The organism is Yonghaparkia sp. Soil809 (assembly GCF_001429705.1).
In the GTDB taxonomy this organism is placed as follows: Bacteria; Actinomycetota; Actinomycetes; order Actinomycetales; family Microbacteriaceae; genus Microcella.
On record NZ_LMSV01000001.1, the window covers coordinates 385,043 to 407,382 of the forward strand.

The 22,340-nt window shown below is 73.8% G+C and carries 20 protein-coding genes, 1 tRNA gene and 1 pseudogene; 6 read left to right on the top strand and 16 right to left on the bottom strand.

All coding sequences use genetic code 11. From position 1 onward, the window contains the following. Positions 1 to 57: 57 nt before the first annotated feature. The 3 genes from ASG83_RS01875 to ASG83_RS01885 are packed head-to-tail and all read right to left on the bottom strand — an operon-like array spanning position 58 to position 4,141. Positions 58 to 381 (bottom strand): hypothetical protein, encoded by a 324-nt coding sequence (locus ASG83_RS01875; protein WP_055856483.1) that lies wholly within the window; start codon positions 379 to 381, stop codon positions 58 to 60. Beyond that, the gene (locus ASG83_RS01880) at positions 378 to 2,819 is read right to left on the bottom strand and encodes a putative inorganic carbon transporter subunit DabA (RefSeq protein WP_055856485.1); all 2,442 of its coding nucleotides are present in this window, start codon (positions 2,817 to 2,819) and stop codon (positions 378 to 380) included. The genes ASG83_RS01875 and ASG83_RS01880 overlap by 4 nt, the downstream gene beginning before the upstream one ends. Continuing rightward, the gene (locus ASG83_RS01885) at positions 2,816 to 4,141 is read right to left on the bottom strand and encodes a proton-conducting transporter membrane subunit (protein WP_055856488.1); all 1,326 of its coding nucleotides are present in this window, start codon (positions 4,139 to 4,141) and stop codon (positions 2,816 to 2,818) included. The genes ASG83_RS01880 and ASG83_RS01885 overlap by 4 nt, the downstream gene beginning before the upstream one ends. Before the next feature lie 125 nt (positions 4,142 to 4,266). On the opposite strand from ASG83_RS01885, the gene ASG83_RS01890 reads away from it, so the two are divergent. Further along, the gene (locus tag ASG83_RS01890; protein WP_055856490.1) at positions 4,267 to 4,563 is read left to right on the top strand and encodes a winged helix-turn-helix domain-containing protein; all 297 of its coding nucleotides are present in this window, start codon (positions 4,267 to 4,269) and stop codon (positions 4,561 to 4,563) included. A gap of 55 nt (positions 4,564 to 4,618) precedes the next feature. On the opposite strand, the gene ASG83_RS01895 is transcribed toward ASG83_RS01890, so the two are convergent. The 3 genes from ASG83_RS01895 to ASG83_RS01905 form a co-directional block, all read right to left on the bottom strand. Further along, positions 4,619 to 5,998, bottom strand: coding sequence for a PhoH family protein (locus tag ASG83_RS01895; RefSeq protein WP_082599007.1), 1,380 nt, complete (start codon positions 5,996 to 5,998; stop codon positions 4,619 to 4,621). A 166-nt stretch (positions 5,999 to 6,164) separates the two neighbouring features. Beyond that, entirely contained in the window at positions 6,165 to 7,295 is a 1,131-nt protein-coding gene (locus ASG83_RS01900) for an aminotransferase class V-fold PLP-dependent enzyme (RefSeq protein WP_055856493.1), read from the bottom strand. Positions 7,296 to 7,308: 13 nt separating this feature from the next. Continuing rightward, on the bottom strand, positions 7,309 to 8,091 hold the full coding sequence (locus ASG83_RS01905; RefSeq protein WP_255357365.1) for an isoprenyl transferase: 783 nt from the start codon (positions 8,089 to 8,091) through the stop codon (positions 7,309 to 7,311). An 85-nt stretch (positions 8,092 to 8,176) separates the two neighbouring features. On the opposite strand from ASG83_RS01905, the gene ASG83_RS01910 reads away from it, so the two are divergent. Next, the gene (locus ASG83_RS01910; protein ID WP_082599009.1) at positions 8,177 to 8,953 is read left to right on the top strand and encodes a hemolysin III family protein; all 777 of its coding nucleotides are present in this window, start codon (positions 8,177 to 8,179) and stop codon (positions 8,951 to 8,953) included. Here the strand turns inward: ASG83_RS01910 and ASG83_RS01915 are convergent. After that, the gene (locus ASG83_RS01915; protein WP_235459985.1) at positions 8,897 to 9,229 is read right to left on the bottom strand and encodes a hypothetical protein; all 333 of its coding nucleotides are present in this window, start codon (positions 9,227 to 9,229) and stop codon (positions 8,897 to 8,899) included. The two genes, ASG83_RS01910 and ASG83_RS01915, sit on opposite strands and share 57 nt — an antisense overlap. A gap of 98 nt (positions 9,230 to 9,327) precedes the next feature. Here ASG83_RS01915 and ASG83_RS01920 point away from each other — a divergent pair, with 98 nt between their 5' ends. Further along, on the top strand, positions 9,328 to 9,837 hold the full coding sequence (locus ASG83_RS01920) for a DUF4307 domain-containing protein (RefSeq protein ID WP_156376737.1): 510 nt from the start codon (positions 9,328 to 9,330) through the stop codon (positions 9,835 to 9,837). An 83-nt stretch (positions 9,838 to 9,920) separates the two neighbouring features. Further along, the gene (gene greA / locus ASG83_RS01925; RefSeq protein WP_055856500.1) at positions 9,921 to 10,415 is read left to right on the top strand and encodes a transcription elongation factor GreA; all 495 of its coding nucleotides are present in this window, start codon (positions 9,921 to 9,923) and stop codon (positions 10,413 to 10,415) included. 65 nt (positions 10,416 to 10,480) lie between these two features. On the opposite strand, the gene ilvA is transcribed toward greA, so the two are convergent. The 6 genes from ilvA to ASG83_RS01955 all read right to left on the bottom strand — a co-directional run bounded on the left by ilvA (position 10,481) and on the right by ASG83_RS01955 (position 16,945). Further along, complete coding sequence (gene ilvA, locus ASG83_RS01930; protein WP_055856503.1) at positions 10,481 to 11,788, bottom strand: threonine ammonia-lyase; 1,308 nt, start codon at positions 11,786 to 11,788, stop codon at positions 10,481 to 10,483. Continuing rightward, positions 11,785 to 12,948 carry an AI-2E family transporter gene (locus ASG83_RS01935; protein WP_235451390.1) on the bottom strand — a complete coding sequence of 388 codons (1,164 nt, stop codon included), beginning with the start codon at positions 12,946 to 12,948 and terminating at the stop codon, positions 11,785 to 11,787. Before ASG83_RS01935 ends, ilvA begins: the two co-directional genes overlap by 4 nt. Before the next feature lie 26 nt (positions 12,949 to 12,974). Next, entirely contained in the window at positions 12,975 to 14,036 is a 1,062-nt protein-coding gene (locus ASG83_RS01940; RefSeq protein WP_055856505.1) for an ABC transporter ATP-binding protein, read from the bottom strand. Then, positions 14,033 to 14,848, bottom strand: a complete 816-nt coding sequence (locus tag ASG83_RS01945) for an ABC transporter permease (RefSeq protein ID WP_055859050.1) — start codon at positions 14,846 to 14,848, stop codon at positions 14,033 to 14,035. Before ASG83_RS01945 ends, ASG83_RS01940 begins: the two co-directional genes overlap by 4 nt. After that, the gene (locus ASG83_RS01950; protein ID WP_055856509.1) at positions 14,845 to 15,666 is read right to left on the bottom strand and encodes an ABC transporter permease subunit; all 822 of its coding nucleotides are present in this window, start codon (positions 15,664 to 15,666) and stop codon (positions 14,845 to 14,847) included. The genes ASG83_RS01945 and ASG83_RS01950 overlap by 4 nt, the downstream gene beginning before the upstream one ends. A 154-nt stretch (positions 15,667 to 15,820) precedes the next feature. Continuing rightward, the gene (locus ASG83_RS01955) at positions 15,821 to 16,945 is read right to left on the bottom strand and encodes an ABC transporter substrate-binding protein (protein WP_055856512.1); all 1,125 of its coding nucleotides are present in this window, start codon (positions 16,943 to 16,945) and stop codon (positions 15,821 to 15,823) included. A 199-nt stretch (positions 16,946 to 17,144) separates the two neighbouring features. On the opposite strand from ASG83_RS01955, the gene ASG83_RS01960 reads away from it, so the two are divergent. Next, positions 17,145 to 18,353 (top strand): winged helix-turn-helix domain-containing protein, encoded by a 1,209-nt coding sequence (locus ASG83_RS01960; RefSeq protein WP_055856516.1) that lies wholly within the window; start codon positions 17,145 to 17,147, stop codon positions 18,351 to 18,353. A gap of 197 nt (positions 18,354 to 18,550) precedes the next feature. On the opposite strand, the pseudogene ASG83_RS01965 reads toward ASG83_RS01960, so the two are convergent. Both ASG83_RS01965 and ASG83_RS01970 read right to left on the bottom strand, forming a co-directional pair. Further along, a pseudogene (locus tag ASG83_RS01965) lies at positions 18,551 to 19,309 on the bottom strand (M48 family metallopeptidase); the annotation flags it as partial. A gap of 47 nt (positions 19,310 to 19,356) precedes the next feature. Continuing rightward, on the bottom strand, positions 19,357 to 19,923 hold the full coding sequence (locus ASG83_RS01970) for a LemA family protein (protein ID WP_055856519.1): 567 nt from the start codon (positions 19,921 to 19,923) through the stop codon (positions 19,357 to 19,359). A gap of 174 nt (positions 19,924 to 20,097) precedes the next feature. Between ASG83_RS01970 and ASG83_RS01975 the strand changes: the two genes are divergently transcribed. Beyond that, positions 20,098 to 22,218, top strand: coding sequence for a hypothetical protein (locus ASG83_RS01975; RefSeq protein WP_055856522.1), 2,121 nt, complete (start codon positions 20,098 to 20,100; stop codon positions 22,216 to 22,218). Positions 22,219 to 22,266: 48 nt separating this feature from the next. On the opposite strand, the gene ASG83_RS01980 is transcribed toward ASG83_RS01975, so the two are convergent. Continuing rightward, a tRNA-Leu gene (locus tag ASG83_RS01980) sits at positions 22,267 to 22,340 on the bottom strand.

The window sequence follows — 22,340 nt, forward strand, 5'->3', positions numbered from 1 at the left end:
GCACCCTCCCGGGGCGGGCGCCGTCCTCATGCGCGGATGCCCGGCTCGCGCCCCGCGTCAGCTGAAGTAGTGCGGCCGGCTGACGTAGGTGTCGCTCACGAACATGACGCCCGTCGAGCGCTCGAGGAGCGAGCGCAGGCCCTCGATGAGGTCGTCGGCGCGGTCGTCGGGCACGACCGTGATGGTCAGCGTGAGCGCATCGCGGTCGTTGAACAGCGCCCGGCCCTCGTGCGCGCCGTGGTGGCCGAGCCCGGTCACGGCCGGGAGGCTCGTGTAGCCGGTCGCGCCCGACGCGACGATCTGCCGACGCACGGCGTCGGAGTCGGCGGTGCGGGCGACGACCTCGATCTTGGTCATCCTGGTGAGCGAGTCGCGGCTCATGCCGCCTCCTTCCGGTCGGGGCTCACGGCCGGCTCGGCCGCTGCGGTGAGGGGGGTCAGTGGATACGGCGCCCAGCCATCGCGTGTGCGGCGCACCCATGTGCCGGGCTCGGCGCCGGGTGCCACGAGCACGACCCAGTCACCGAAGACGAGGTCGGCGACCACGTCGGCGCGCGCGATGATGCCGTCGATGCGCTCGAGGGGGGCGTCGACGACGGCGAGCAGCCGCAGCGGCTCGTGGTGGAGCCCCGCGCGCGTGCCGATCGACTGCCAGGGCAGTCCGATGCGGAGGTCGCCGCCGGGGCCCGTGAGCACGCCCGCGCCGCCGACGAGGTTGTGCACGGTCTTCGATCCGGCGCCGAGCACGTCGGGGTCGACGGCCGAGAAGTAGTACTGGGCGTTGATCCAGTGCGCGACCACGAGCGGCGCCGTGAGGATCGTCTCGAGAGCGGAGCCATCGGCATCCGCCACCGGGTCGTAGGAGTGCAGGAAGGCCCGGCGCTCGAGGTCGGCCCCGGCGGTGCGCGAGCGCGGAGCGATGATGATCGCGGCGTTGCCGGCGAGACCCCACTCGGGGTAGACCTGCGCCCAGTCGCGGCCGCGGCGCTCGAGCCGGGTGCGGCGGCGCGCGCGGGCGCCGGGGAGCTCGGCGGCGCGCTCGCGCTGGAGGGCGACGGCCGCCCGTGCCGCGTCGGCCCGCAGCGCGTCGAGCTCGCCTCGCCGCTCGGCCGGGAGCGCGGAGGCGTCGACGATGCGGATCGCGTCGCTCACGGTGTCGTGCTCGGCGGCGACGAACACGGTCTCGGCGGGAATCTCGATGCCGCGGGCCGCGAGCCCGACGCGCACGGCGACGGCGTTGAGGATCGCGGCGGCGATGCGGGCGTTGGGGGCTCCGCGATGGCCGCCGCACGCGCCGCAGTCGAGAGCCGTCCGGTAGGCGTTGTTGGTGGTCGTGGAGCCGTGGCCGACGAGCACGACGAGCGGGGCATCCGGCGCGGTCATGCCCATCGTGCGCAGGATCACCTCCGCCGCGTCCAGCTGGTCCTCGACCGTCATCGCCGAGTCGACGTCGAAGAGCGTCGACGGCGCGCTCGCGGGCTCGTCCGGTCGGCGGCCGCGTCCAGCGGCACCGGCGAGGATGCTGCGGGTCGCCGCGACCGGACCCCACAGCCAGCCGGTCATCTCGGCCCACCCGAGCGGCGCACCGGCCACGGAGTCGGGCGCCTTCAGCGCCGAGCGCCACGCCCGGCCTCCGGCGAGCCGGTCGACGAGCGTCCGCGCGCCGCGCCACTCCCCCGGTGCCGGCCGCTCGCTCACGCGGTAGCGCGGCGCGAGGAGCACGGGGCAGGCTGCGGAGACGCCGGAGGCGGCGAGCGGCTCGATCTCGGCCGCGATGCCGAAGAATCCCGCGAACCCGGAGGTCGCGTACGGACCCTGCGCCTCGAGGTGGCGGCGGATCCCTTCGCTGCGGACGTCGATGCAGAACACGAGGTGGGCGCGCGGCGGCACGGCGGCGAGCGCGGTCGCCGCCGTATGCACGCGCGACAGCAGACGCCCGTGCACCCGGGCCTCGAGGGCGACCTGCCAGACGAGGGCCCGTTCGACGTCGTCGAGCCCGAGCGGGTCCCGTCGCGGGCGGGTCGTCGCGGCGGACCCGTCGGCGGGGAGCGGCAGGCCGAGGGCCGCGCGCAGCGTGAGCCGGACGGCGAGCAGGTCGACGACCTCGACGTCGCCCCGCGTCTCGGCCCGCCACCGCACGTGCGCGGTGAAGCCGGGCGTGCGGGCGAGCTCCCGGCGCAGAGCCTCGGCGCGCTCGGCCTGCGGGATCCCGCTGGCCTCGAGGGCTGCGGCGAGCGCGGCCTCCGCCGTGGCCGGCGCCTCCTCGATGAGACGGCGGGCCTCGCGCGGGAGGGTCGGGTCGACGGCCGCGAGCGCGCGCCAGGCGCCGTAGAAGCCGAGCTCGGCGACCGGGACGGGCCAGGCGGCCGCCTCGGGCGCGAGCGCGGCGCGGCACCAGGCGGTGAGCAGCTCGTCGATGCGCTCGGATCCGTCGGGCTCCGCGCCGCCCGTCGCGGGGGCGTGCTTCTCCATCGACTCGCCTCCGGCCAGGAACCGCGCCACGAGAGTCGCGTCGGGCTCCGCAGCCGCAGGGTGCTCGGAGCCGAGCCGCTCGCGCAGCGCCGCGGCGAGCTCGGCGCGCGCGATGCGCCCCGACTCGACGCAGGCGCGCCCGTAGGCCTCCGAGACGGAGCCGCGCGCCCCGAGGGCGGGGGCGGCGTCGCGGAGTGCCGCGGGCATCCCCTGACGCAGCGCGGGCAGGACGGGGTTGACGGCGATCGCGGCGTCGAGCCCGTAGAAGGGGGCGATGACGCTCGCGGCGACCTCGGCGTCGGCTCGGGCGCGGAGGATGCGCGCGGTCGTGGGCAGGAGTGTCGTCATGCGGAGGCTCCGATCGGGTCGAGCGCGCGGGCGGTGCGAGCCGGGCGCGCGGCACCGGGGCGGTGCAGGCGGCGGGTCCGGGGGCCGCCGAGGCGGTGCCCGAGGGCGAGGATGCGCAGCGCGAGCCGCCCGGTGGGCGCCGTGCCGCGCACGGCGGCGATCGCGGCGAGCGCCGACAGCGCGAGCGCGGCGAGCACGAGCGGCACGGTGCTCCCGCCGATCGCCGCGTCACCGGAGGGAAGCGCGAGCGCTCCGGAGAGCGCGGAGGTCAGCGCGGCGAACGCGGCGGCGGCGAGCGCGGCGAGGGCTCCGACGCCGAGCGCGTGCGGGAGACTGCGCACGGCGAGGGCGGCGCGGGAGCCGGCGGTGGCGATGGCCGTGGCCGCGACGAGCAGCAGGAGCGCCTCGGGCAGGCCGCGGCCGCCCGGGTAGAGGGCGAGCGCGGTGACGACGAGGGCGAGCACGGCGGGCAGCGCGCCCACGAGCATCCGCCCTCGCCGCCCGGCCGTCGACAGGCGGATCGGTGCCGGGGCGCGACGGTCGGCCGCGCGGCGGTCGATGCCGTCGCTGGAGCCGAGGAAGAGGGCGCTCTTGTAGAAGCCGTGCGCGACGAGGTGGAGCGCTGCGGCGGCGTGCAGGCCGAGCGCGATGCACAGCAGCATGAAGCCCATCTGCGCGACGGTCGACAGCACCAGGCGGCCCTTCACATCGGTGCGCACGAGAGCGCCGATCGTTCCGGCGACCACGGCGACGGCGGCGAGGGCGGCGAGCAGCGCGAGCGCGAGGGGGCTCCGCTGCAGAACCGGCAGCTGGCTGAGGAGCAGGATTCCGCCGCCGTTGACGATGCCGCCGTGCAGGGCGGCGCTCACCGGCGTCGGGGCGTGCAGCGAGTCGACGAGCCAGCCGTGCGCGGGCGGTGCGGCGCAGCGGATGCCCGCCGCCACGACGAGCAGGACGGCCGCCAGATCGGCGCGCCCTCCCGCCGCGATCGCGGCGACGGCGCCCCAGAGCGCGAGGTCGCCGACGAGGAGCCACGGCAGCGCGCGCCGCACGGCGGAGGGGCCGCCGCCGAGTCGGAGCGCCGTGAGCGTCGCGAGGGTCGCCGCGCTCCACGCGAGGGCGACGAGCCAGGGCCGTGCGGCGACGGCGAGCAGCGCGGTCGCCGAGAGCATCCCTGCGAGGGCGACGGTCACGGCGACCCCGTGGCGATCGCCGCGCAGCGAGCGGTGGGCGTACGGCAGCACGGCGAGCGCGATGCCGCCGACGAGCACGAGCAGGAGCACCGAGAGCGGCTCGAGGCTGAGGAGAGGGGCGGATGGCATGGGCGAACCTCCTTACGCGACACACAATACACGCAATTCGTATCGCGTTTTGTCGTTCGCGCGATCGGCGTCGTGTGTTGGCGCTCATCCGGCCGATCGGAGGATTCTCGCTCTACAGTGGGCGGGTGGCCGAGTGGACGTTCCTGACCAATCACTCGCACGTGCTCGTGTGCCTCGCCGCCGACCCCGAGCTGCGCATCCGCGAGATCGCCGAGCTCGTGGGGATCACCGAGCGCGCCACCCAGCGCATCATCGCCGAGCTCGTCGAGGGCGGCTACCTGCTCAAGGAGCGCGACGGCCGCCGCAACCGCTACTCGGTGGTCGGCAGCGCGAGCCTCCGCCACCGCGTCGAGGGCGACCACACCCTCGGCGAGCTGCTCGCCGCGGTCGCGCAGTCGCGCCGCGCCCGGTCGACCGACTGACGACGGACGGCGCCCGCCCCGCGGGGCGAGCGCCGTCCGATCGCGGATGCCCGGCTCAGGCCAGCTCGTTGCCCTCCAGCAGGTCGGTCACGAGGGCGGCGATGGCGCTGCGCTCGCTGCGCGTCAGCGTGATGTGCCCGAACAGCCCGTGGCCCTTGAGCGTCTCGATGACGCTCGCGACGCCGTCGTGACGACCGACGCGGAGGTTGTCGCGCTGGGCGACGTCGTGCGTGAGGACGACCTTCGAGTTCTGGCCGATGCGGCTCAGCACCGTCAGCAGAACGTTCCGCTCGAGCGACTGCGCCTCGTCGACGATCACGAAGGCGTCGTGCAGCGACCGACCGCGGATGTGCGTGAGCGGCAGAACCTCCAGCAACCCGCGGTCGATGACCTCGTCGAGCACGTTCTGCGACACGACGCTCGAGAGCGTGTCGAACGTCGCCTGCGCCCAGGGGTTCATCTTCTCGCTCGCATCGCCCGGCAGGTAGCCGAGCTCCTGCCCGCCGACCGCGTACAGCGGGCGGAAGACCATGATCTTGCGCTGCTGCTGCCGCTCGAGCACGGCCTCGAGCCCCGCGCAGAGGGCGAGGGCCGACTTGCCGGTGCCGGCACGACCGCCCAGGGAGACGATGCCGATCTGCGGATCCATGAGCAGGTCGATCGCGAGCCTCTGCTCGGCCGAGCGCCCGTGCAAGCCGAAGACGTCGCGGTCGCCGCGCACGAGCCCGATGCGACCCTTCTCGATGACGCGCCCGAGCGCCGAGCCGCGGTCGGAGTGGATGACGAGCCCGGTGTTGATCGGCACGTCGGCGACGGCCGACGTCTCGATCGTCTCGCGGTCGTAGAGCCTGGCCATCTCGTCGCTCGAGAGCGTGACGTCGGCCTGCCCCGTCCACCCGGAGTCGACGGCGAGTTCGGCGCGGTACTCCTGGGCGGCGAGGCCGATCGAGGAGGCCTTCACGCGCATCGGCAGGTCCTTCGACACGACGACGACGTCGAGGCCCTCGCTCGCGAGGTTCATCGCCACGGCCAGGATGCGCGAGTCGTTGTCGCCGAGCTGGAGCCCCGAGGGCAGCACCGACTGGTTGGAGTGGTTGAGCTCGACGCGCAGCGAACCCCCGTCGCCGACGGCGATGGGGAAGTCGAGGCGCTCGTGCTGCACGCGCAGATCATCCAGATTGCGCAGCGCCTGCCGCGCGAAGTAGCCGATCTCGGGGTCGTTCCTCTTGGCCTCGAGCTCGCCGATCACGACGACGGGGATGACGACGGCGTGCTCCGCGAAGCGGAAGAGCGCCGTGGGATCGCTCAGCAGGACGGACGTGTCGAGCACATAGGTGCGCTGGGCCACCTCCCCCGACGTCGCGCTGCTGGTTGCTGCCTGGCGAGTAGTGCGGGAAGAGGCCACCGGTGCTCCATCCCCGGGGAGCGCGGGCATCCCCGGACCATTGTCGCGACGAGACGGCCAGGGGCTCGCGAGACGATTCGAGGCCGTCCCGACCGGGCGAGGTGCCCGATGCGGCTGACGCTAGACCCGCCGGAACGGACCCGCGGGACCGACACGCGCGCGACATGCAATGGTCATCCGTGCCGACCGTGCCGACTCAGACGCGCGTGCCGGCCTGGTACTCGCCGAGCGCGGCGCGCAGCAGCTCGATGGTCTCGTCGGTCGTCGACGCGTGCGGGCCCAGGCGCACCCGGCCCCCGCGGACGGTCGTCGACACCCCGTGGTTGTGCAGTGCGGCGGTGAGGATGCTCAGCTCCTCCGCGGGCGGATCGATCACGACGATCCCCGCCCGCTCGGCGTCGTCCCGCGGCGAGCTCACGGGCAGCCCGACCTCGTCCGCTGCGGCGATGATGGCCGAGGCGCGCTCGAGCACCCGCTCGCGGATGGCCGCGACGCCCACGGCGACGACCTCCTCGACGGCACCGGCGAGACGCGCCTGCGCGACCGGATCGGCGAAGCCGACGCGGAACGCGCGGGCCGTCGGGTGGGGCGCGACGATCTCGTGGACGGGCCCGTCGTCGAGGGGGTGATCGATCGCGTTCCAGCCCGAGCACACGGGCGTGAGCTGCTCGCGCGCGCGGTCGCTGAGCGCGAGCAAGCCCGTGCCGTACCCGGCGCGCAGCCATTTCTGGCCGCCCGCCACGATGACGTCGCAGAGCTCCCACGGCGCCTCGACGACGCCGAGGCCCTGGATGGCGTCGACGATGAGCAACCGGTCGCCGATGACCTGGCGGATCCCCTCGAGGTCGATGAGGTGCCCCGTGCGGTAGTCGACGAGGCTCACCGCGACCGCGACCACCGAGCTCGCCATCTGGTCGCGGACGACGGCCGGCGTCACCCGATCGTGGTCGGGCGTGATGGTGTGCGGCACGAGCACGCCGAGCGCCTCGGCCGCGCGAGCGACGCCGTACCCGATGGAGGGGAACTCGCCCTGGCTCGCCGCGACGCCGCCCGTCACGCCGAACATCGTGTGCATGAGCGCCTGGCTCGTCGACGGCTGGAAGACGACCTGATCGGGGCGGAAGCCGATGAGCGAGGCGACCGCCGCATCCGCTCGCTCCTCCTCTGCGTCCATGGAGGGGACGGAGCCGAACCGCGCGCGGGCCAGGAGCTCCGACTGCGCGCGCTGCTCGGCGAGCGCGGCCTCGCCGGGAGGGCCGAAGGAGGGGAAGTTGAGGTAGCCGGGCTCCTCGGAGAAGCGCGCGGCGTAGTCGTCGATGGCGGGCATCCGTCTGCTCCTCTCAGGCGCCGAAGCGTCGCTGGCGGCGGGCGAAGTCGCGGAGGGCGCGCAGGAAGTCGACCTCGCGGAGGTCGGGGCCGAGGGCCTCGACGAAGTAGAACTCGCTGTGCGCGCTCTGCCACAGCATGAAGTCGCTCAGGCGCTGCTCGCCCGAGGTGCGGATCACGAGGTCCGGGTCGGGCTGGCCCCCCGTGTACAGGTGCTCGGCGATCTTCTCGGGCGTGACCTGCTCGGCGAGCTCGTCGAGGGTGCCGCCGCGCTCGGCGTGATGGTGCACGATCGAGCGCACGGCGTCGGCGATCTCGCGGCGACCGCCGTAGCCGACGGCGAGGTTGATGTGCAGGCCGCGGTCGTCGGCGGTGCGCGCCTCGGCGGCGTCGAGGGCGGCGAGCAGCGGCTCCGGCAGCCCCTCGCGGCTGCCCACGTGCTGCACCCTCCACTGCGGGACGCGCGAGAGCTCGTCGGCGAGCTCGGCGATGATGCCCGTGAGGGAGGCCAGCTCGGCCTCGTCGCGCCCGGTGAGGTTGTCGGTCGACAGCAGGTAGAGCGTCACGACGCCGATGCCGGCCTCGTCGCACCACGACAGGAACTCGCGCATCTTCTCGGCGCCGGCGCGGTGGCCGTGCTCGGTCGTTCCGCCGAACTGCCGGGCCCACCGCCGGTTGCCGTCGATGATCATCGCCACGTGGCGGGGGTGCACGGTCTCCGCCAGCTGGCGGCGCAGCCGGCGCATGTAGAGCTCGTAGAGCAGCCCGCTCCCGCCGGGGATTCTCCTCGAACGCACAGGCTTACGGTAGTCCACTGCCGAGGGCTTGTGCCCGAGCGTCAAGGGATTGGGCGGGGCACCCCGGGCCGCGTAGCGTGGGCGCATGACCTCGACCCCCTCCCCCGGTTCGCCGCGATCGCACGACGAGTCGGCGGACGAGGCGGCCGTCGACCGCGAGGCGGGCGCGGACATCCCGAACATCCCGCTCCTGGAGGACGAGCTCGAGCACCCGCCGGTCGAGGGCAAGCCGCTCTGGCGAGGCTGGATCCACGCCGGCACCTTCCCCCTCGCGATCGTGCTCGGCGTCGTGCTGCTCGTGCTCGCCGACGGCGCGAGCGCGACGTGGTCGAGCGCGGTGTTCATGACGACGTCGCTGCTGCTCTTCGGCATCTCGGCCACCTACCACCGGTTCACGTGGAGCGAGCGGACGCGCATCCTGCTCAAGCGCCTCGACCACGCGAACATCTTCCTGCTCATCGCGGGCACCTACACGCCGCTCGCCGTGCTCGCGCTCCCGCCCGAGAAGGGCCTGCTGCTGCTCGCGCTCGTATGGGCCGGCGCCGCGATCGGCATCGGGTTCCGCGTGTTCTGGATCCACGCTCCGCGCTGGGCCTACGTGCCGCTCTACGTCGTGCTCGGCTGGGCCGCCGTGCTGTACATGGCAGACCTCTACGCGGCGAACCGGGCGATGATGGTGCTCGTGATCGTCGGCGGCCTCGCCTACACGGCCGGCGCGGTGATCTACGGGATGAAGCGCCCCAACCCCGTCCCCGGCGTCTTCGGCTTCCACGAGATCTTCCACACGCTCACCGTCGTGGCGTTCCTATGCCACTGGACGGGGATCCTGCTCGTCGCCCTCGACCCGCCCTTCGGCGGCTGACGCGCCGGGGTTCGCGGCCCGCAGCGCCGCCTCGGCGCGCTCCGCCTCCAGCTGCTCGCGCACCTCGCCGCGGTAGCGCACGCGCCGGACCCGGCGCGCCATATCGATGATCAGCAGGATCGCGGCGATCGTCACGAGCGCGATCGCCAGGAAGCCGACGACGCCGGGGGTGACCGAGTTCGGGTCGACCTCGATGGGCGGGATCAACGGGTCGCCCGGGTCGTCGACAGGGCCGGGGCCCACGGTGACGGGGGCGAGAGACGACAGCCAGTTCACGACGAGCTCCTCGAGAAGGGTGGACCGCGCGGGGGGCCCGGTGCGGTCGGCGCTCAGCGCCGCGCAGTAGCGTTGCTCCAGACTATCCGTCCGATTCCGTGAGCAGACAGGATGCCCTCCGCGCGATGCCCGACGACGCGACCTCCGACCGCAGGAGCACCGGTGGCACGAGCGCCGGTTCCGCCGCGGCCGCACACGGCCGGCCGATGACGGCGCAGGCGCGGCTCGATGCCCGGTACGGCCGCACGCCCGGCGAGCGCCGCCGGACGCGGACCATCGTCATTGCGACCGCCGCGGCGTTCGTCGTGGTCTTCGCCGCGTGGGTCGTGTGGGGCGGCCTCTCGGGCACGAACGCGACCCTGGAGGTGCGCGAGCTCGGCTACAGCGACGCGACCGACACGTCGATCTCCGTCCGCTGGGAGGTGACGACCGAGCCAGGCACGGAGGTGTCGTGCGCGATCCAGGCCCTCAACGGCAGCTTCGGCATCGTGGGCTGGCGGGTCATCGACCTCGGGGCGTCGGAGCGGCGCACGCGCGTCTTCGAGGAGTCTCTGCGGACCGCGGAGCCCGCGGTGACGGGTTTGCCGTATCGCTGCTGGCTTCCGTAGAATCCACGGAATCGATCCGCGGAACCGGCCCATGTGGCCGGTTCTCGTGCGTTGACACGAACGACCGACCGAAGGGCACTCCCATGAGCGACACCGGCAGCTCCACCAAGTGGCTCACGCAGGAGGCCCACGACCGTCTCAGCTCCGAGCTCGAGTACCTGTCGACGACGGGGCGCTCCGACATCGCCAAGCGCATCGAGGCCGCGCGCGACGAGGGTGACCTGAAGGAGAACGGCGGCTACCACGCCGCGAAAGACGAGCAGGGGAAGATCGAGGCGCGCATCCGCCAGCTCACCGAGCTGCTGCGCACCGCGACGGTCGGCGAGGTGCCCGAGGCGACCGACGTCGTCGAGCCCGGCACCGTCGTGACCGCGAAGGTGATGGGCGACGAGGAGAAGTTCCTCCTCGGCAGCCGCGAGATCCTCGCCGACGGCAGCGATCTCGACGTCTACAGCGAGCAGAGCCCCCTCGGCGCGGCGATCCTCGGGCTCACGATCGGCGAGTTCACGACCTACACCGCACCCAGCGGCAAGGAGATCGACGTCGAGATCCTCGACGTGCAGACCTACCGCCCCTGATCACGAGTCGCCGGCGCTCGCTCCCTCGGGGCGGGCGCCGTCGGCGTCTGCGGGGCCGCGACGCCTCAGAGCGTGCGGCGCGGTTCGTACCCGGCGTCACGCAGCGCGGCGAGCACCTGCTCGGCGTGCTCGGGGCCGCGGGTCTCGATGTGCAGCTCGAGCTCGACCTGGCTGATCTGCAGGCCCGAGCCGTGCCGGGTGTGCAGCACCTCGACGACGTTGGCGTTCTGCGAGGCGACGATCTCGCTCGTGCGCGCGAGCTGACCCGGGCGATCGGGCAGCGGGATGCGCAGCTTCAGGTAGCGCTCGCTCGCGGCGAGGCCGTGGCTGATGACGCGCTCCATGATGAGCGGGTCGATGTTGCCGCCCGACAGCACGACGACCGTCTTCCCCGTCGCGCGCAGGCGACCGGTGATCACGGCGGCCACGCCGACGGCTCCGGCGGGCTCGACGACGAGCTTGGCCCGCTCGAGCAGCACGAGCATCGCGCGGGCGATGTCGTCGTCGTCGACCGTGACGACCTCATCGACGGTCTCGCGGACGATCGCGAAGTTGAGCTTCCCCGGCTTGGCGACCGCGATGCCGTCGGCGATGGTCGGTGTCATGGTGATGGCGGTCGGCTCTCCCGCCGCGAGGCTCGCGGGGTAGGCGGCGGCGTTCGCGGCCTGCACGCCGATGACGCGGATGCTCCGCCCCTCGGCCGACGCCCGCTGCTTGAGCACGGTCGCGACGCCGGCGATGAGCCCGCCCCCGCCGATGGGCACGACGATGGTCTCCATGTCCGGCACCTGGTCGAGGATGTCCAGGGCCAGCGCCCCCTGCCCCGCGATGACGTCGGGGTGGTCGAAGGGCGGGATGAACACGGCGCCCGTCGCGGTGGCGTGCTCCTGCGCGGCGCGCCGCGACTCGTCAAAGGTGTGGCCGCGCAGCACGACGTCGGCGCCGTAGTGGCGGGTCGCCTGCAGCTTGGGCAGGGCGACACCGACGGGCATGAAGATCGTGGCGCGGATGCCCAGCTCACGCGCGGCGAACGCGACGCCCTGCGCGTGGTTGCCGGCGCTCGCGGCGACCACGCCGTGGGACCTCTCGTCGGCGGTGAGCCGCGACATCCGGTAGTAGGCGCCGCGGATCTTGTACGAGCCGGTGCGCTGGAGGTTCTCGGCCTTGAGCAGGACGGGGGCGCCGAGGATCTCGCTGAGGTAGCGCGAGGTCTCCATCGGGGTGACCTCGGCGACCGCGCTCACGACGCGCCGAGCCTCCTCGACCTCGGCGAGCGACGGGCCGGGGTACCGCGGAAGCGCGCCGGCCGCAGGCGCAGCGTCAGCGGCAGGCGCAGCACCGGCCGCGGGCGCGGCGGCGGCGATGTCGGTCATCGGGGTCTCTTGTCTGCGAGAGGTGGTGGCGAGGCCCCCGGGGTGAGCGGGCCGGGTGCGAGCGCGGCCGGGTCGGCACGCCACGCCCCCGTCGCAATGTACCGGACGAACACGTTGAGGAACGCCACGATGGGCACCGCGAAGAGCGTGCCCGGGATGCCCGCGAGGAAGCCGCCCGCCGCGACGGCCAGCACGACCGCGAGCGGGTGGACCTTGATCGCCGAGCCCATGACGAGCGGCTGCAGAACATTGCCCTCGATCTGCTGCACGAGCAGGACGCCGGCGAGCATGATGAGCGCCGGCACGGGCCCGGCGTAGACCAGCGCGACCACGACCGCGAGGCTGCCCGTCACGACGGCGCCGACGATCGGCACGAAGCTGCCGAGGAAGACGGCGACCGCGATGGGCAGCACGAGCGGCAGCTGCAGGGCCAGAGCGACGAGCCCGATGCCGAGCGCGTCGACGAAGGCGACGAAGATCTGGACCTTGGCGAACTCGGTGACGGTGCGCCATCCGGCGCTCGCGGCGCCGTCGACGGCCTCGCGCGCGCTGCGCGGGAAGAGCCCGACGACGAAGAGCCAGATGCGGCGGCCGTCGAGGAGGAAGAACAGGAGGGCGAAGAGCGCGAGCACCGCCCCCGTGAGGATGTCGGCGGTGGTCGCCCCGATCGAGAGCGCGCCGTCGACGAACCAGTCGTCCGTGAGCTCGAACTGACCGAAGAACTCGTCGATGGAGGCCTGGATCTCGGTCTGCGACAGACCGAAGGTCGTGGCGACGAAGGAGAGCAGCTCGTCGAAGCGCTCGGCAGAGCGCTCCTGCAGGTCGGCCATCCCCGACCGGACCTGGCTCACGACGAGCCAGATCAGACCGGTGATCACGCCGAGCAGGGTGAGCAGGCCGATGGTCGCCGCGAGCCCGTTCGGCACGCGCCGGCGTCGGAGCCAGCCGACGAACGGGCCGAGCAGGGCCGCGAGGAGCACGCCGACGAAGACCGGGATGACGAGCAGTCGCAGCTGCATGACGAGGAAGATGACCACGGCCACGACTCCCGCGACCGCGAGGAGCCGCCACGAGTAGGCGCCGGCGATGCGCATGCCGCGGGGCACGTCGTCCGGGCGGAGCGTCGTGGACTCGACGGGCGTGCGCAGGCGTCGGAACATCGCCCCAGTCTACGAGCGCGGGGTCCTCAGCGCGGTGCGACCGCGACCGGCCGGCCCGACAGCCTCACGTGCACGCGATCGCCGGGGTGCGCGACCGCGCCGGCGGGGTGCTGGACGAGGAGCTCGGCTCCCCCGTCGAGCTCCACGCGCGTGCGGCGGAACGCGCCGAGGAACGAGGTGGTGATGACGCGCCCGGCGTGCGATCCCGGCTCGTGCTGGCCCACGAGCTCGACGTCCTCCGGACGGACGAGGGCGTGGACGTCGCCGCTCGCCGAGCCGGGGTCGAGGAGGGGGAGCGGCTGGCCCGCGACGAGGACGACGTCGTCGACGACGCAGCCGGGCATCCGATTCGACAGGCCGACGAAGTCGGCGACGAAGGCGCTCGCCGGGCGCGCGTAGAGCTCCTCCGGGCTGCCGATCTGCTCGATGCGGCCGGCGCGCATGACGGCGACGCGATCGGCGACGGCGAGCGCCTCCTCCTGGTCGTGGGTGACGAAGAGGGTCGTGATGCCGAGCTCGGTCTGGATGCGGCGGATCTCGTCGCGCAGCTGCACGCGCACCTTCGCGTCGAGCGCGCTGAGCGGCTCGTCGAGCAGGAGCACGCGCGGTCGCGTGACGAGGGCGCGCGCGAGGGCGACGCGCTGCTGCTGGCCGCCGGAGAGCTGGTGGGCGTAGCGGGCGGCATGGTGGTCGAGCCCGACGAGCTCGAGCGCCTCGGCCGCGCGACGCCGCCGGTCGAGCGCGGCCACCGTGCGCATGCGCAGGCCGAACTCGACGTTCTCGATCGCGGTGAGGTGCGGGAACAGCGAGTACGACTGGAAGACCATCCCGATGTCGCGCCTGTTCGTGGGCGTGCCGTCGACGTCGTCGCCGTCGATGAGGATGCTGCCCTCGTCGGCCGCCTCGAGCCCGGCCAGGACGCGCAGGGCAGTCGTCTTGCCGCAGCCGGACGGCCCGAGGAGGGCGACGAGCTCGCCCGGCGCGAGGTCGAGGGAGACCCCGTCGAGCGCGGTCAGCCCGAGGAATCGCTTGACGACTCCGCGGAGCGAGACGGGGGCCGAGACGCGAGCGGCGGTGACGGAGGTCATGGGGTCCTTCCGGAGCGGATGCGCCCGAGCCGCCCGATGACGAGCAGCAGGGCGAGGGCGAGGAACAGGGCGAGGAGCGCGACGATGACGGCGATGAAGGGGTCGTCCTTCTGCACGATGACGAGCGCCGTCTGCAGGTTCTGGCGGTTGAGGAGGGAGGCGATCGTGAACTCGCCGAGCACGACCGCGACGGTGATGAAGGCGCCCGCGAGGAGCCCGGGGCGGAGGTTCGGCAGCAGCACGCGCGCGATCACGACGGGCCAGCTCGCCCCGAGGGAGCGCGCCGCCTCGGTGAGGGTCGCGACGTCGACCGCGTCGAGGTTCGACTGCACGGCGCGGTAGGCGAAGGGCAGCACGAGGATCCCGTAGGCGAACGCGAGGCTCCACACGCCGCTGCCTGCCGCGCGCGCGATGACCCCGTAGACGGGGGCGAGCCCGACCACGAGCACGATCGCGGGGATGCTGATCGGCAGCAGGCAGACGAACTCGAGCACCGGGCGCAGGCGCGGGAGCCGCAGGTGCACCACGATCATCGTCGGCACGAGCAGCACGAGCACGATCGCGACCGTGGCCGCCGCGAGCACGAGCGAGTTGCCGATCGCGGTTCCGAGGACGCGGTACTCGGGCCCGAGGCTCCCCGTGAGTACGGCGGCCCAGCGGGAGAGGTCGTACCCGCCCTCGAGCCCGCGGCGGAGGGTGAACTCGAGCATCGCCACGAGCGGGATCGCGAACACGGCGCCGACGAGACCCAGGATGGTCCAGCGGGCGCGGCGGGAGGGGACGGGGATGCCCGCGCCGGGCATCCCGCTCATCGCTGCCACCGGGAGGCGCGGCGCTGCAGCAGGCCGTCCAGCAGCATGACGACCGCCATGACGAGGATCATCGCGAGCGCGAGGGCTCCGGCGAGGTTCTCGCGCCCGAGCAGCGTCTCGCTCGTGAGCGCGGCGCGGATCTGCAGCGGCAGGATCGCCTGCCCCTGGCTCGTGAGCGCGGCCGCCGTGGCGTACGACGAGAAGGCGTTGGCGAAAAGGAGCAGGAGCGAGCCGAGGAACGAGGGGGCGAGCACGGGCAGTCCGATGCGCCACCAGAACGTCGCCGTCGTGCCGCCGAGGGTGGCGCTCGCCTCCGCCCACTGCGGCTTGAGCGCCTCGAGGGCCGGCATGAAGATGATGACCATGAGGGGCACCTGGAAGTAGATGTAGGGCAGCACGAGCCCCGGGGCCTCGTAGAGCCAGACGCCGTCGGCGAAGATGTCGATGCCGAGGCGGTCGCGCAGCAGAACCGTGATGACTCCCTGGATGCCGATGGTCGCGACGAAGGCGAAGGCGAGCATGACGCCGCCGAACTGGGCGAGCACGCCGCTGGCCGCGTCGATGACCGAGCGCACAGGCCCCTCCGGGCGGAGCCCGAGCAGCGCGTAGCAGACGAGCGCGCCGAGGACCGCGCCGACGACCGCCGTGACCGCGGAGAGCTGCACCGAGGTCAGCAGGCCGCTCACGACGAAGGGGTCGCCGAGGGCGGCGAGATTGTCGAGGGTGAGTGCGCCGTCGCCGTCGAGGAAGCCGGTGCCGAGGGCGATGCCGGTCGGGAGGGCGAGGAAGAGCAGGACGTAGAGGGCGAAGGGCGCCACGCCCCACCCGGGGTGGGCGAGCGCCGAGCGGAGTCGTCGGGCGCCGCCGGCGCGCGGGGGGTGGCCGGAGCGGCCGAGGCGGGCGGTGCCGGTCGCGCGGGCCGACCCCCGGAGCGCGTCGCCCCGGGGGTCGGTCGCGATCGCGACGGGCGCGCTACTGGACAGCCGTCGCCCACTTCTCGCCGAGGAGCGCGGCCGCGGCCTCGCTCTGCTCGGCCGTCGGCACGACGGTCTCGGCGGGAGCCTCGGGGAGCGCCGCGTACAGCGCCTCGTCGATCTCGCCGGCCTCGACCATCGCGGCCTCCAGCACGGGGCGGGCGCCGCCCTTCAGCCACAGGTTCTGCACCTCGGCCGAGTAGAGGAACTCCATCCAGAGGCGCGCCGCGGCGGGGTTCGGCGCGTCGATGTTGATGGCCTGGTTGTAGTAGCCGGCGTAGCCGACCCCGTCGAAGACCACGACCTCCCAGTTGCGCTGACCCTCGAGCTCGGAGGCGTAGCCGCTGTTGAGGTAGTCCCAGTCGAAGACGACGGGCGTCTCGCCCGAGGCGACCGTGGCGGGCGTGGGGTCGATCTTCACGAAGTTGCCGACCTCGTCGAGCTCGGCGAAGAAGTCGATGCCGGCCTGGAAGTCGTCGAGGTCGCCGCCGTTCTGCACAGTGGCCATGCCGACCGCCGCGAACGCCGCGCCGGCCTGCGTGGGGTCGCCGTTGATGGCGACCTTGCCGCGGTACTCCTCGCCGAGCAGGTCGTCGAGCGACTCCGGCGCGGGCACCGCGTCGGGGTCGTAGCCGACGGCCATGTACCCGCCGTAGTCGCCGACGAAGAGGTCGTCGGGGTGCTTGAGCTCGGCGGGGATCTCATCCCACCGCTGCACCGTGTAGGGGGCGAAGTAGTCGGTGCTGCTGAGCGCGACCGCGAGGCCGAGGTCGAAGACGTCGGGCGCGGTGTCCTGACCCTTGAGGTTCTCGGCGGCCTGGATCTCCTCGGCGCTCGAGGCGTCGGGCGAGGCCTCGGTGATCGTGATCTCGGGGTAGCGCTCGGCGAAGAGGTCGAGGATCTCGCCGTAGTTGGCCCAGTCGCGCGGCAGGGCGATGACGTTGAGCTGCCCCTCGGCCTTCGCTGCGGCCTCGAGGGCCTCGAACGAGCCGAAGTCGGCCAGGCTCGTCGCGCCGGCGGCGTCGACGTCGGAGACGGGCTCGGCGTCGGCGGCGCACGCCGACAGGCTGATCGCGGTCGCGGCGAGCAGGGCGGCGCCGGCGAGAGTGCGAGAACGGATCACTGTGTTTCCTCCGTGGGTGCGTCGCGGCGGCTCGAGGGCTGACGAGCACGGGGAACCGCGACTGGTCGAACCGTACGAAGGCGCCGTGACCGGGCGGCCCCCGGCGGGTGAACGCCGAACCAACCATCGGTGGACGAGCGTGCTTCACGACTGGGCCGGGCGCCGCGTCGCTGTCGGAGCGAGCCGCTACCGTGGCGGCGTGGACCACCTCTCCGCCGCCGCCGCGCGCCGCCTCACGCTCGCCGCGCAGGGCTTCGACCGCGCGCATCCCGCCGCCGTCGGGTCGCGGCAGCTGACGGCCGCAGTCGACCGCCTGCAGGTGCTGCAGCTGGACTCGGTGTCGGTGTTCGCGCGCTCGCACTACCTGCCCCTCCTCGCGCGGCTCGGCGCCTATGACCGCGCCGTCCTCGACCGGCTGCTGTTCGCCCACGGCGGCCGCTACACCGAGTACTGGGCGCACGAGGCGGCGGTCATCCGTCGGGAGGACTGGCCGCTCTGGCACTGGAAGCGCGGCGAGCTGCGCGAGCGCTTCACGCGGAAGGTGCCGTGGGTCGGCGAGAACGCCGCGCTCATGGCGTGGCTGCGCGCCGAGCTCGCCGACAAGGGCCCGCTGACGGTCGCCGAGGTCGAGCACGACGCCACCGGGCGGCGCGGGCCCTGGTGGGGCTGGTCGGACGTCAAGAACGGGCTCGAGTACCTCTTCGCCTTCGGCGACGTCGTGAGCGGCGGTCGCCGCGGCTTCTCGCGCGTCTACGCCCTGCCCGAGCACGTCGGCCTCGCCGAGCTGCACGAGGTCGCCGTGCCGAAGGCCGATGCGGTGCGCGAGCTCGTGCTGCGCGGCGTGCGCGCCCTCGGCGTCGGCACCGTCGGCGACATCGCCGACTACCACCGGCTGAAGATCGCTCCGACGCAGGCCGCGCTCCGCGAGCTCGTGGAGGCCGGCGACGTCGAGAAGGTCGCGGTCGAGGGGTGGGAGCGGGGCGGCAGGTCGCTGCCGGCGTTCCGGGTGCCGGGCACGCGCATCCCCCGTCGCATCGACGCGACGGCGCTGCTGTCGCCCTTCGATCCCGTGGTCTGGAACCGCGACCGCGCGCTGCGGATCTTCGGCTTCCACTACCGCATCGAGATCTACACGCCCGCTCCGAAGCGCGTGTACGGCTACTACTCGCTGCCCGTGCTCGTCGACGACGCGCTCCCGGGCCGCATCGACCTCAAGAGCGACCGCGCGGCGGGCGTGCTGCGCGTCCAGTCGGCGTGGGCCGAGGAGGGCGCCGACGCGGGGGCGATGGCCGAGCGCGTCGCGCCGGCCCTGCGGGCGGCCGCCGCGTGGCAGGGGCTGGGGGATGTCGTGGTCGCCGACCGCGGCGACGCGGCGGCCGCCGTGCGCGCGGCCCTCGACCGCGGCTGAGGCCGCGGCCGCCGCAGAACCACCGCACTCGCGCACCTGAGCCCATTCGTCGCGAATGCGCCCGAAAATTCGGGCTCAGATGCGACGAACGGGCTCACTCGCGAGCGCGGGCGGGAGCCGGCGGCGGAGCCAGCGCCTCCGCTAGAAGCGCGCCGAGTTCTCCAGCAGGCGCTTGACCCGGTCGGGGATCGGCGGGNCGAGTTCTGCCGGCGCATCGGGCGGGCGTAGTCGCCGAGCTTCTGCAGCGCGCTCGCGAGACCCTCGGGGTCGCGCGTCGTGAGCGCCCCGGTCGCGTCGGCGAGGTACTCGCGCTGCCGGGAGACCGCCGCCTGGATCATCGCCGCGACGAGCGGGGCGACGAGCATCGCGACGAGGCCGAAGACGAGCACGATCGGGTTGCCGCCGTTGCTGTTGCGGTTGCCGCCGAAGAAGGCCATGCGGGCGAGGATGTCGGCGATGAGGCCGACGGCGACGGTGAGGCCGAACACGATCGTCGAGACGCGGATGTCGTAGTTCTTCACATGCCCGAGCTCGTGCGCCATGACGCCCGTGAGCTCGCGGTCGGTCATGATCTCGAGGAGCCCGGTGGTGGCGGCGACGCTCGCGTGCTCGGGGTCGCGCCCGGTCGCGAACGCGTTCGGCGCCGGGTCCTCCACGAGGTAGACCTTCGGCATCGGCATCCCCTCGGTGATGGCGAGGTTCTCGACGATGCGGTACAGCCGCGGGTTATCGGCCTTCTCGATCGGCCGTGCGCCCGCCATGGAGAGCGCCTGCCTGCCCGCGGCGAAGTACTGGAAGGCGGTGTAGGCCGCGGCGCCGATGAGGGTGCCGATGAAGATGCTGTAGCCGCCCCCGTAGAGGTAGTCGGCGACGAGGCCGAGCAGCCCGATGAGCACCAGGAACACGAGCATGATGACGATGGTGTTGCGCTTGTTCGCGGCGATCGCGCGATACACGTCAGCCCTCCTCGGGCGGGATCGGGGTCAGGATGCTCGGGGCGGGGTCAGAACTGGACGCGGGGCGGCTCGGCGATCGCCGCGGCGTCGGAGACCTCGAAGAAGTCGCGTTCGTGGAAGCCCAGGCGGCGCGCGAACAGGGTGTGCGGGAACTGCTTGATCTTGACGTTGAGCTCGCGCACGCCGCCGTTGTAGAAGCGGCGGGCGGCCTGCACCTTGTCCTCCGTGTCGACGAGCTCGCCCTGGAGCTGGAGGAAGTTCTGGCTCGCCTGCAGCTGCGGGTAGGCCTCGGCGACGGCGAAGATGCTCTTGAGCGCCTGCTGCATGTGCCCCTCGGCGACGGCGGCATCGGCGGGGCCCTGCGCGCTGAGCGTCTCGGCCCGGGCGCGCGTGACGCTCTCGAACACCTGCTTCTCGTGGGCCGCGTAGCCCTTGACGGCCTCGATGAGGTTCGGCAGGAGGTCGGCGCGGCGCTTGAGCTGCACCGTGATGTCGCTCCATGCCTCGTCGACGCGGACGTTCAGCGTGACGAGCGAGTTGTACGTCGCCCAGAGGTAGATGCCCACGATGACCGCGAGCAGGACGACCACTCCGACGAGGATGAGGATTTCCATGCGGCACAGCTTAGGGCCGCCGCCGACCCGCCGACAGGTGGCCCGCTCGACCCCGGCTATGGATCCGCCCGGATCGCGACGATCGCTCAGCACGCACCTGGAAGAATGTCGAGCGGCGGGAGGGCAGCACCTCCCCCGCACGACGACCGAGCACCATCGGCCCGAGGAGGCGGCATGCGCGCGCACCCGCACCGCCCCGCGCGGCGCCGCGGTGCGACCCGCGCCCTCGTCATCGCCCTCGCCGCGATCGCGGCCCTCGCCTCGATCGCGCTGCCGGCGTCGCCGGCCGCCGCGGCGGCATCCTTCGCGGAGCCGTCGGGCGGATTCGTGGGCAGCGATCGCGTGACCGTCGCGGGCACGAAGGATGCCGGCAGCGGCGTGCGCGTCGCCGTCGTCGGCGGCCCCGTCGTCTGCATCGTCGCCGACGCCTCGACCGTCTGGCGCTGCGAGGGCGTCGATCTGCCCGACGGCGTCATCGAGCTCGCGGGCGTCGAGACGCTCGACGACGGCACGACGGAGGAGTTCGGGCCCCTGCCGGTGCGGGTGCTCGGCCCTCCGCGCATCGACGGGGGCGGCGGGACGCTGCTCACGGCCGGGCGCTTCACCGGCACGGCGGCGTCCGGGGCGGCGATCGAGGTACGCACGATCGGGCCGCGGGGCTCGATCGTGCACGACTGCCCGGCCGCGCTGCCGGACGGATACTGGTCGTGCATCGTGACGGTGCCGAGCGGGCAGTACCGCACGAGCGCCCGGCAGTCGCTCGCCGAGATCGGGCCGGAGCCGTCCGGCTGGTCGGCGGCGACCGTCGCGACGGTCGACCGCGATGTGCCGGCGGCTCCGACCATCGACGTCCCGCGGACGGGAACGCGGACGGCCACCGCGATCGTCCGCGCCGAGGGCGCCGGTGAGCCCGGCGCGACGCTCCAGCTCTACGTCGACGGGGAGATGGTGTGCGCGACGACCGTCGACCCCGGCGAGCTCTGGGCGTGCGAGGCGCGCCTCCCCGCGCCCGGGGTGCGCGAGCTCCGGGCGCTGCAGCGCGACCCGGCCGGCAACTTCAGCTCGGCGAGCACGGGCGTGCGGGTCGAGTGGGCGCTCCCGGGCGAGGAGCCGGGTGCCGGGCCGGGCGAGGGCCCCGGCGAGGTGCCACCCGGCGAGGCTCCCGCTTCGCCGAGCGACCCCGCCGAGCCCGGAGGGCCGACCGCGGCGCCCGCGCCCGGCGGCGAGGGGGGCGGGTCCGGATCCGGCGGCGACCCCGGGGCCGGCGGCGGGCCGCCCGGCGAGGGCGACGGCGACGCGGCCGCTCCCCCGGCCGAGCCCGCGACGCCCGGCGCGTCCAGCGACGAGCCCGCGTCGAACTGGGGCACCCCGACCGGCTTCGGCGGCACGCTGCCGACCGTCGCGCAGATCCTCGAGCGCGAGCGGCTCGCGATCGCGCCGCTCATCGCGCTCGGATACCTCGCGCTCATCGCGCTGCCGCTGCGCTGGTTCGCGACGCGGGCCGCGCCGCGCATCCGCCTCGCGATGCCCCGACTCACGGGACGCAACCGGGGGACGCTGCTGAGCGAGGACGACCCCGTCCTCTCCCCCGCGATCACCGCGATCGGCGTCTTCGCCGGGGCCGCCGTCGTCGCCGCGGTCGGCGGCGGTCTCGACCTCGAGGTGCGCTACCTGCGCCTCACCGCCGCGATCGGGCTCGGGCTCCTCGTGCTCGCGACGGCCGGGGTGCTGATGCCGGCGGCCGCCGTCCGGCGGGTCTCGCGGGTCCCGGTCGTCACGCGACTGCTGCCGGGCATCCTCGTCGCGGCGATCGCGGCCGCTCTGCTCTCGCGCGTGGCCGAGCTGCGGCCGGCCATCCTCATCGGCGTGCTCGTCGCCGCGAGCGTCGTCGGGGCCGCGCGGTTCCGGGTGCGCGTGGGCCTCGCCGTCGCGCAGCTCGTGGCCGTCGCGGTGCTCGCGCTCGTCGGGTGGGCGGTGCACGATGCGCTGACGCCCAGCACCGGGTTCTGGGTGAGCTTCGCGGCCGAGACGGCCGCGACGGTCGCGCTCGGCGGGCTCGGGTCGCTCCTGCTCATGCTGCTGCCCGTCGGCGCGTTCCCCGGCCGTGCGGTGTTCCAGATCTCGCGCACGACGTGGGCGCTCGCGTCGCTCGCCGTCGCGACGGTGACCGGGGCCGTCCTCGCCTCCGGTGCGAGCTTCCCGCTCGTCGGTCTCGGGCTCGCCGCTGCCGGAATCGGCGCGGTGCTCGTCGGCACGACGCTGTGGGTGCAGTGGGTCGAGCCCGCGCTCGCGTGAGCGGCCGCCGGGCGGGCGGCGCGACGCGCACGACGAGACCCCGCTGCGTGCCCCGGCTGGGGTTCGAACCCAGACTGGGCCGATTTTAAGTCGGCTGCCTCTGCCGGTTGGGCTACCGGGGC

Coding starts and splice junctions, on each gene's coding strand:
- ASG83_RS01875 (WP_055856483.1), bottom strand. CDS start 381: ATGAGCCGCGACTCGCTCACCAGGATGACCAAGATCGAGGTCGTCGCC.
- ASG83_RS01880 (WP_055856485.1), bottom strand. CDS start 2,819: ATGACGACACTCCTGCCCACGACCGCGCGCATCCTCCGCGCCCGAGCC.
- ASG83_RS01885 (WP_055856488.1), bottom strand. CDS start 4,141: ATGCCATCCGCCCCTCTCCTCAGCCTCGAGCCGCTCTCGGTGCTCCTG.
- ASG83_RS01895 (WP_082599007.1), bottom strand. CDS start 5,998: ATGCCCGCGCTCCCCGGGGATGGAGCACCGGTGGCCTCTTCCCGCACT.
- ASG83_RS01900 (WP_055856493.1), bottom strand. CDS start 7,295: ATGCCCGCCATCGACGACTACGCCGCGCGCTTCTCCGAGGAGCCCGGC.
- ASG83_RS01910 (WP_082599009.1), top strand. CDS start 8,177: ATGACCTCGACCCCCTCCCCCGGTTCGCCGCGATCGCACGACGAGTCG.
- greA (WP_055856500.1), top strand. CDS start 9,921: ATGAGCGACACCGGCAGCTCCACCAAGTGGCTCACGCAGGAGGCCCAC.
- ilvA (WP_055856503.1), bottom strand. CDS start 11,788: ATGACCGACATCGCCGCCGCCGCGCCCGCGGCCGGTGCTGCGCCTGCC.
- ASG83_RS01935 (WP_235451390.1), bottom strand. CDS start 12,948: ATGTTCCGACGCCTGCGCACGCCCGTCGAGTCCACGACGCTCCGCCCG.
- ASG83_RS01940 (WP_055856505.1), bottom strand. CDS start 14,036: ATGACCTCCGTCACCGCCGCTCGCGTCTCGGCCCCCGTCTCGCTCCGC.
- ASG83_RS01945 (WP_055859050.1), bottom strand. CDS start 14,848: ATGAGCGGGATGCCCGGCGCGGGCATCCCCGTCCCCTCCCGCCGCGCC.
- ASG83_RS01970 (WP_055856519.1), bottom strand. CDS start 19,923: ATGGAAATCCTCATCCTCGTCGGAGTGGTCGTCCTGCTCGCGGTCATC.
- ASG83_RS01975 (WP_055856522.1), top strand. CDS start 20,098: ATGCGCGCGCACCCGCACCGCCCCGCGCGGCGCCGCGGTGCGACCCGC.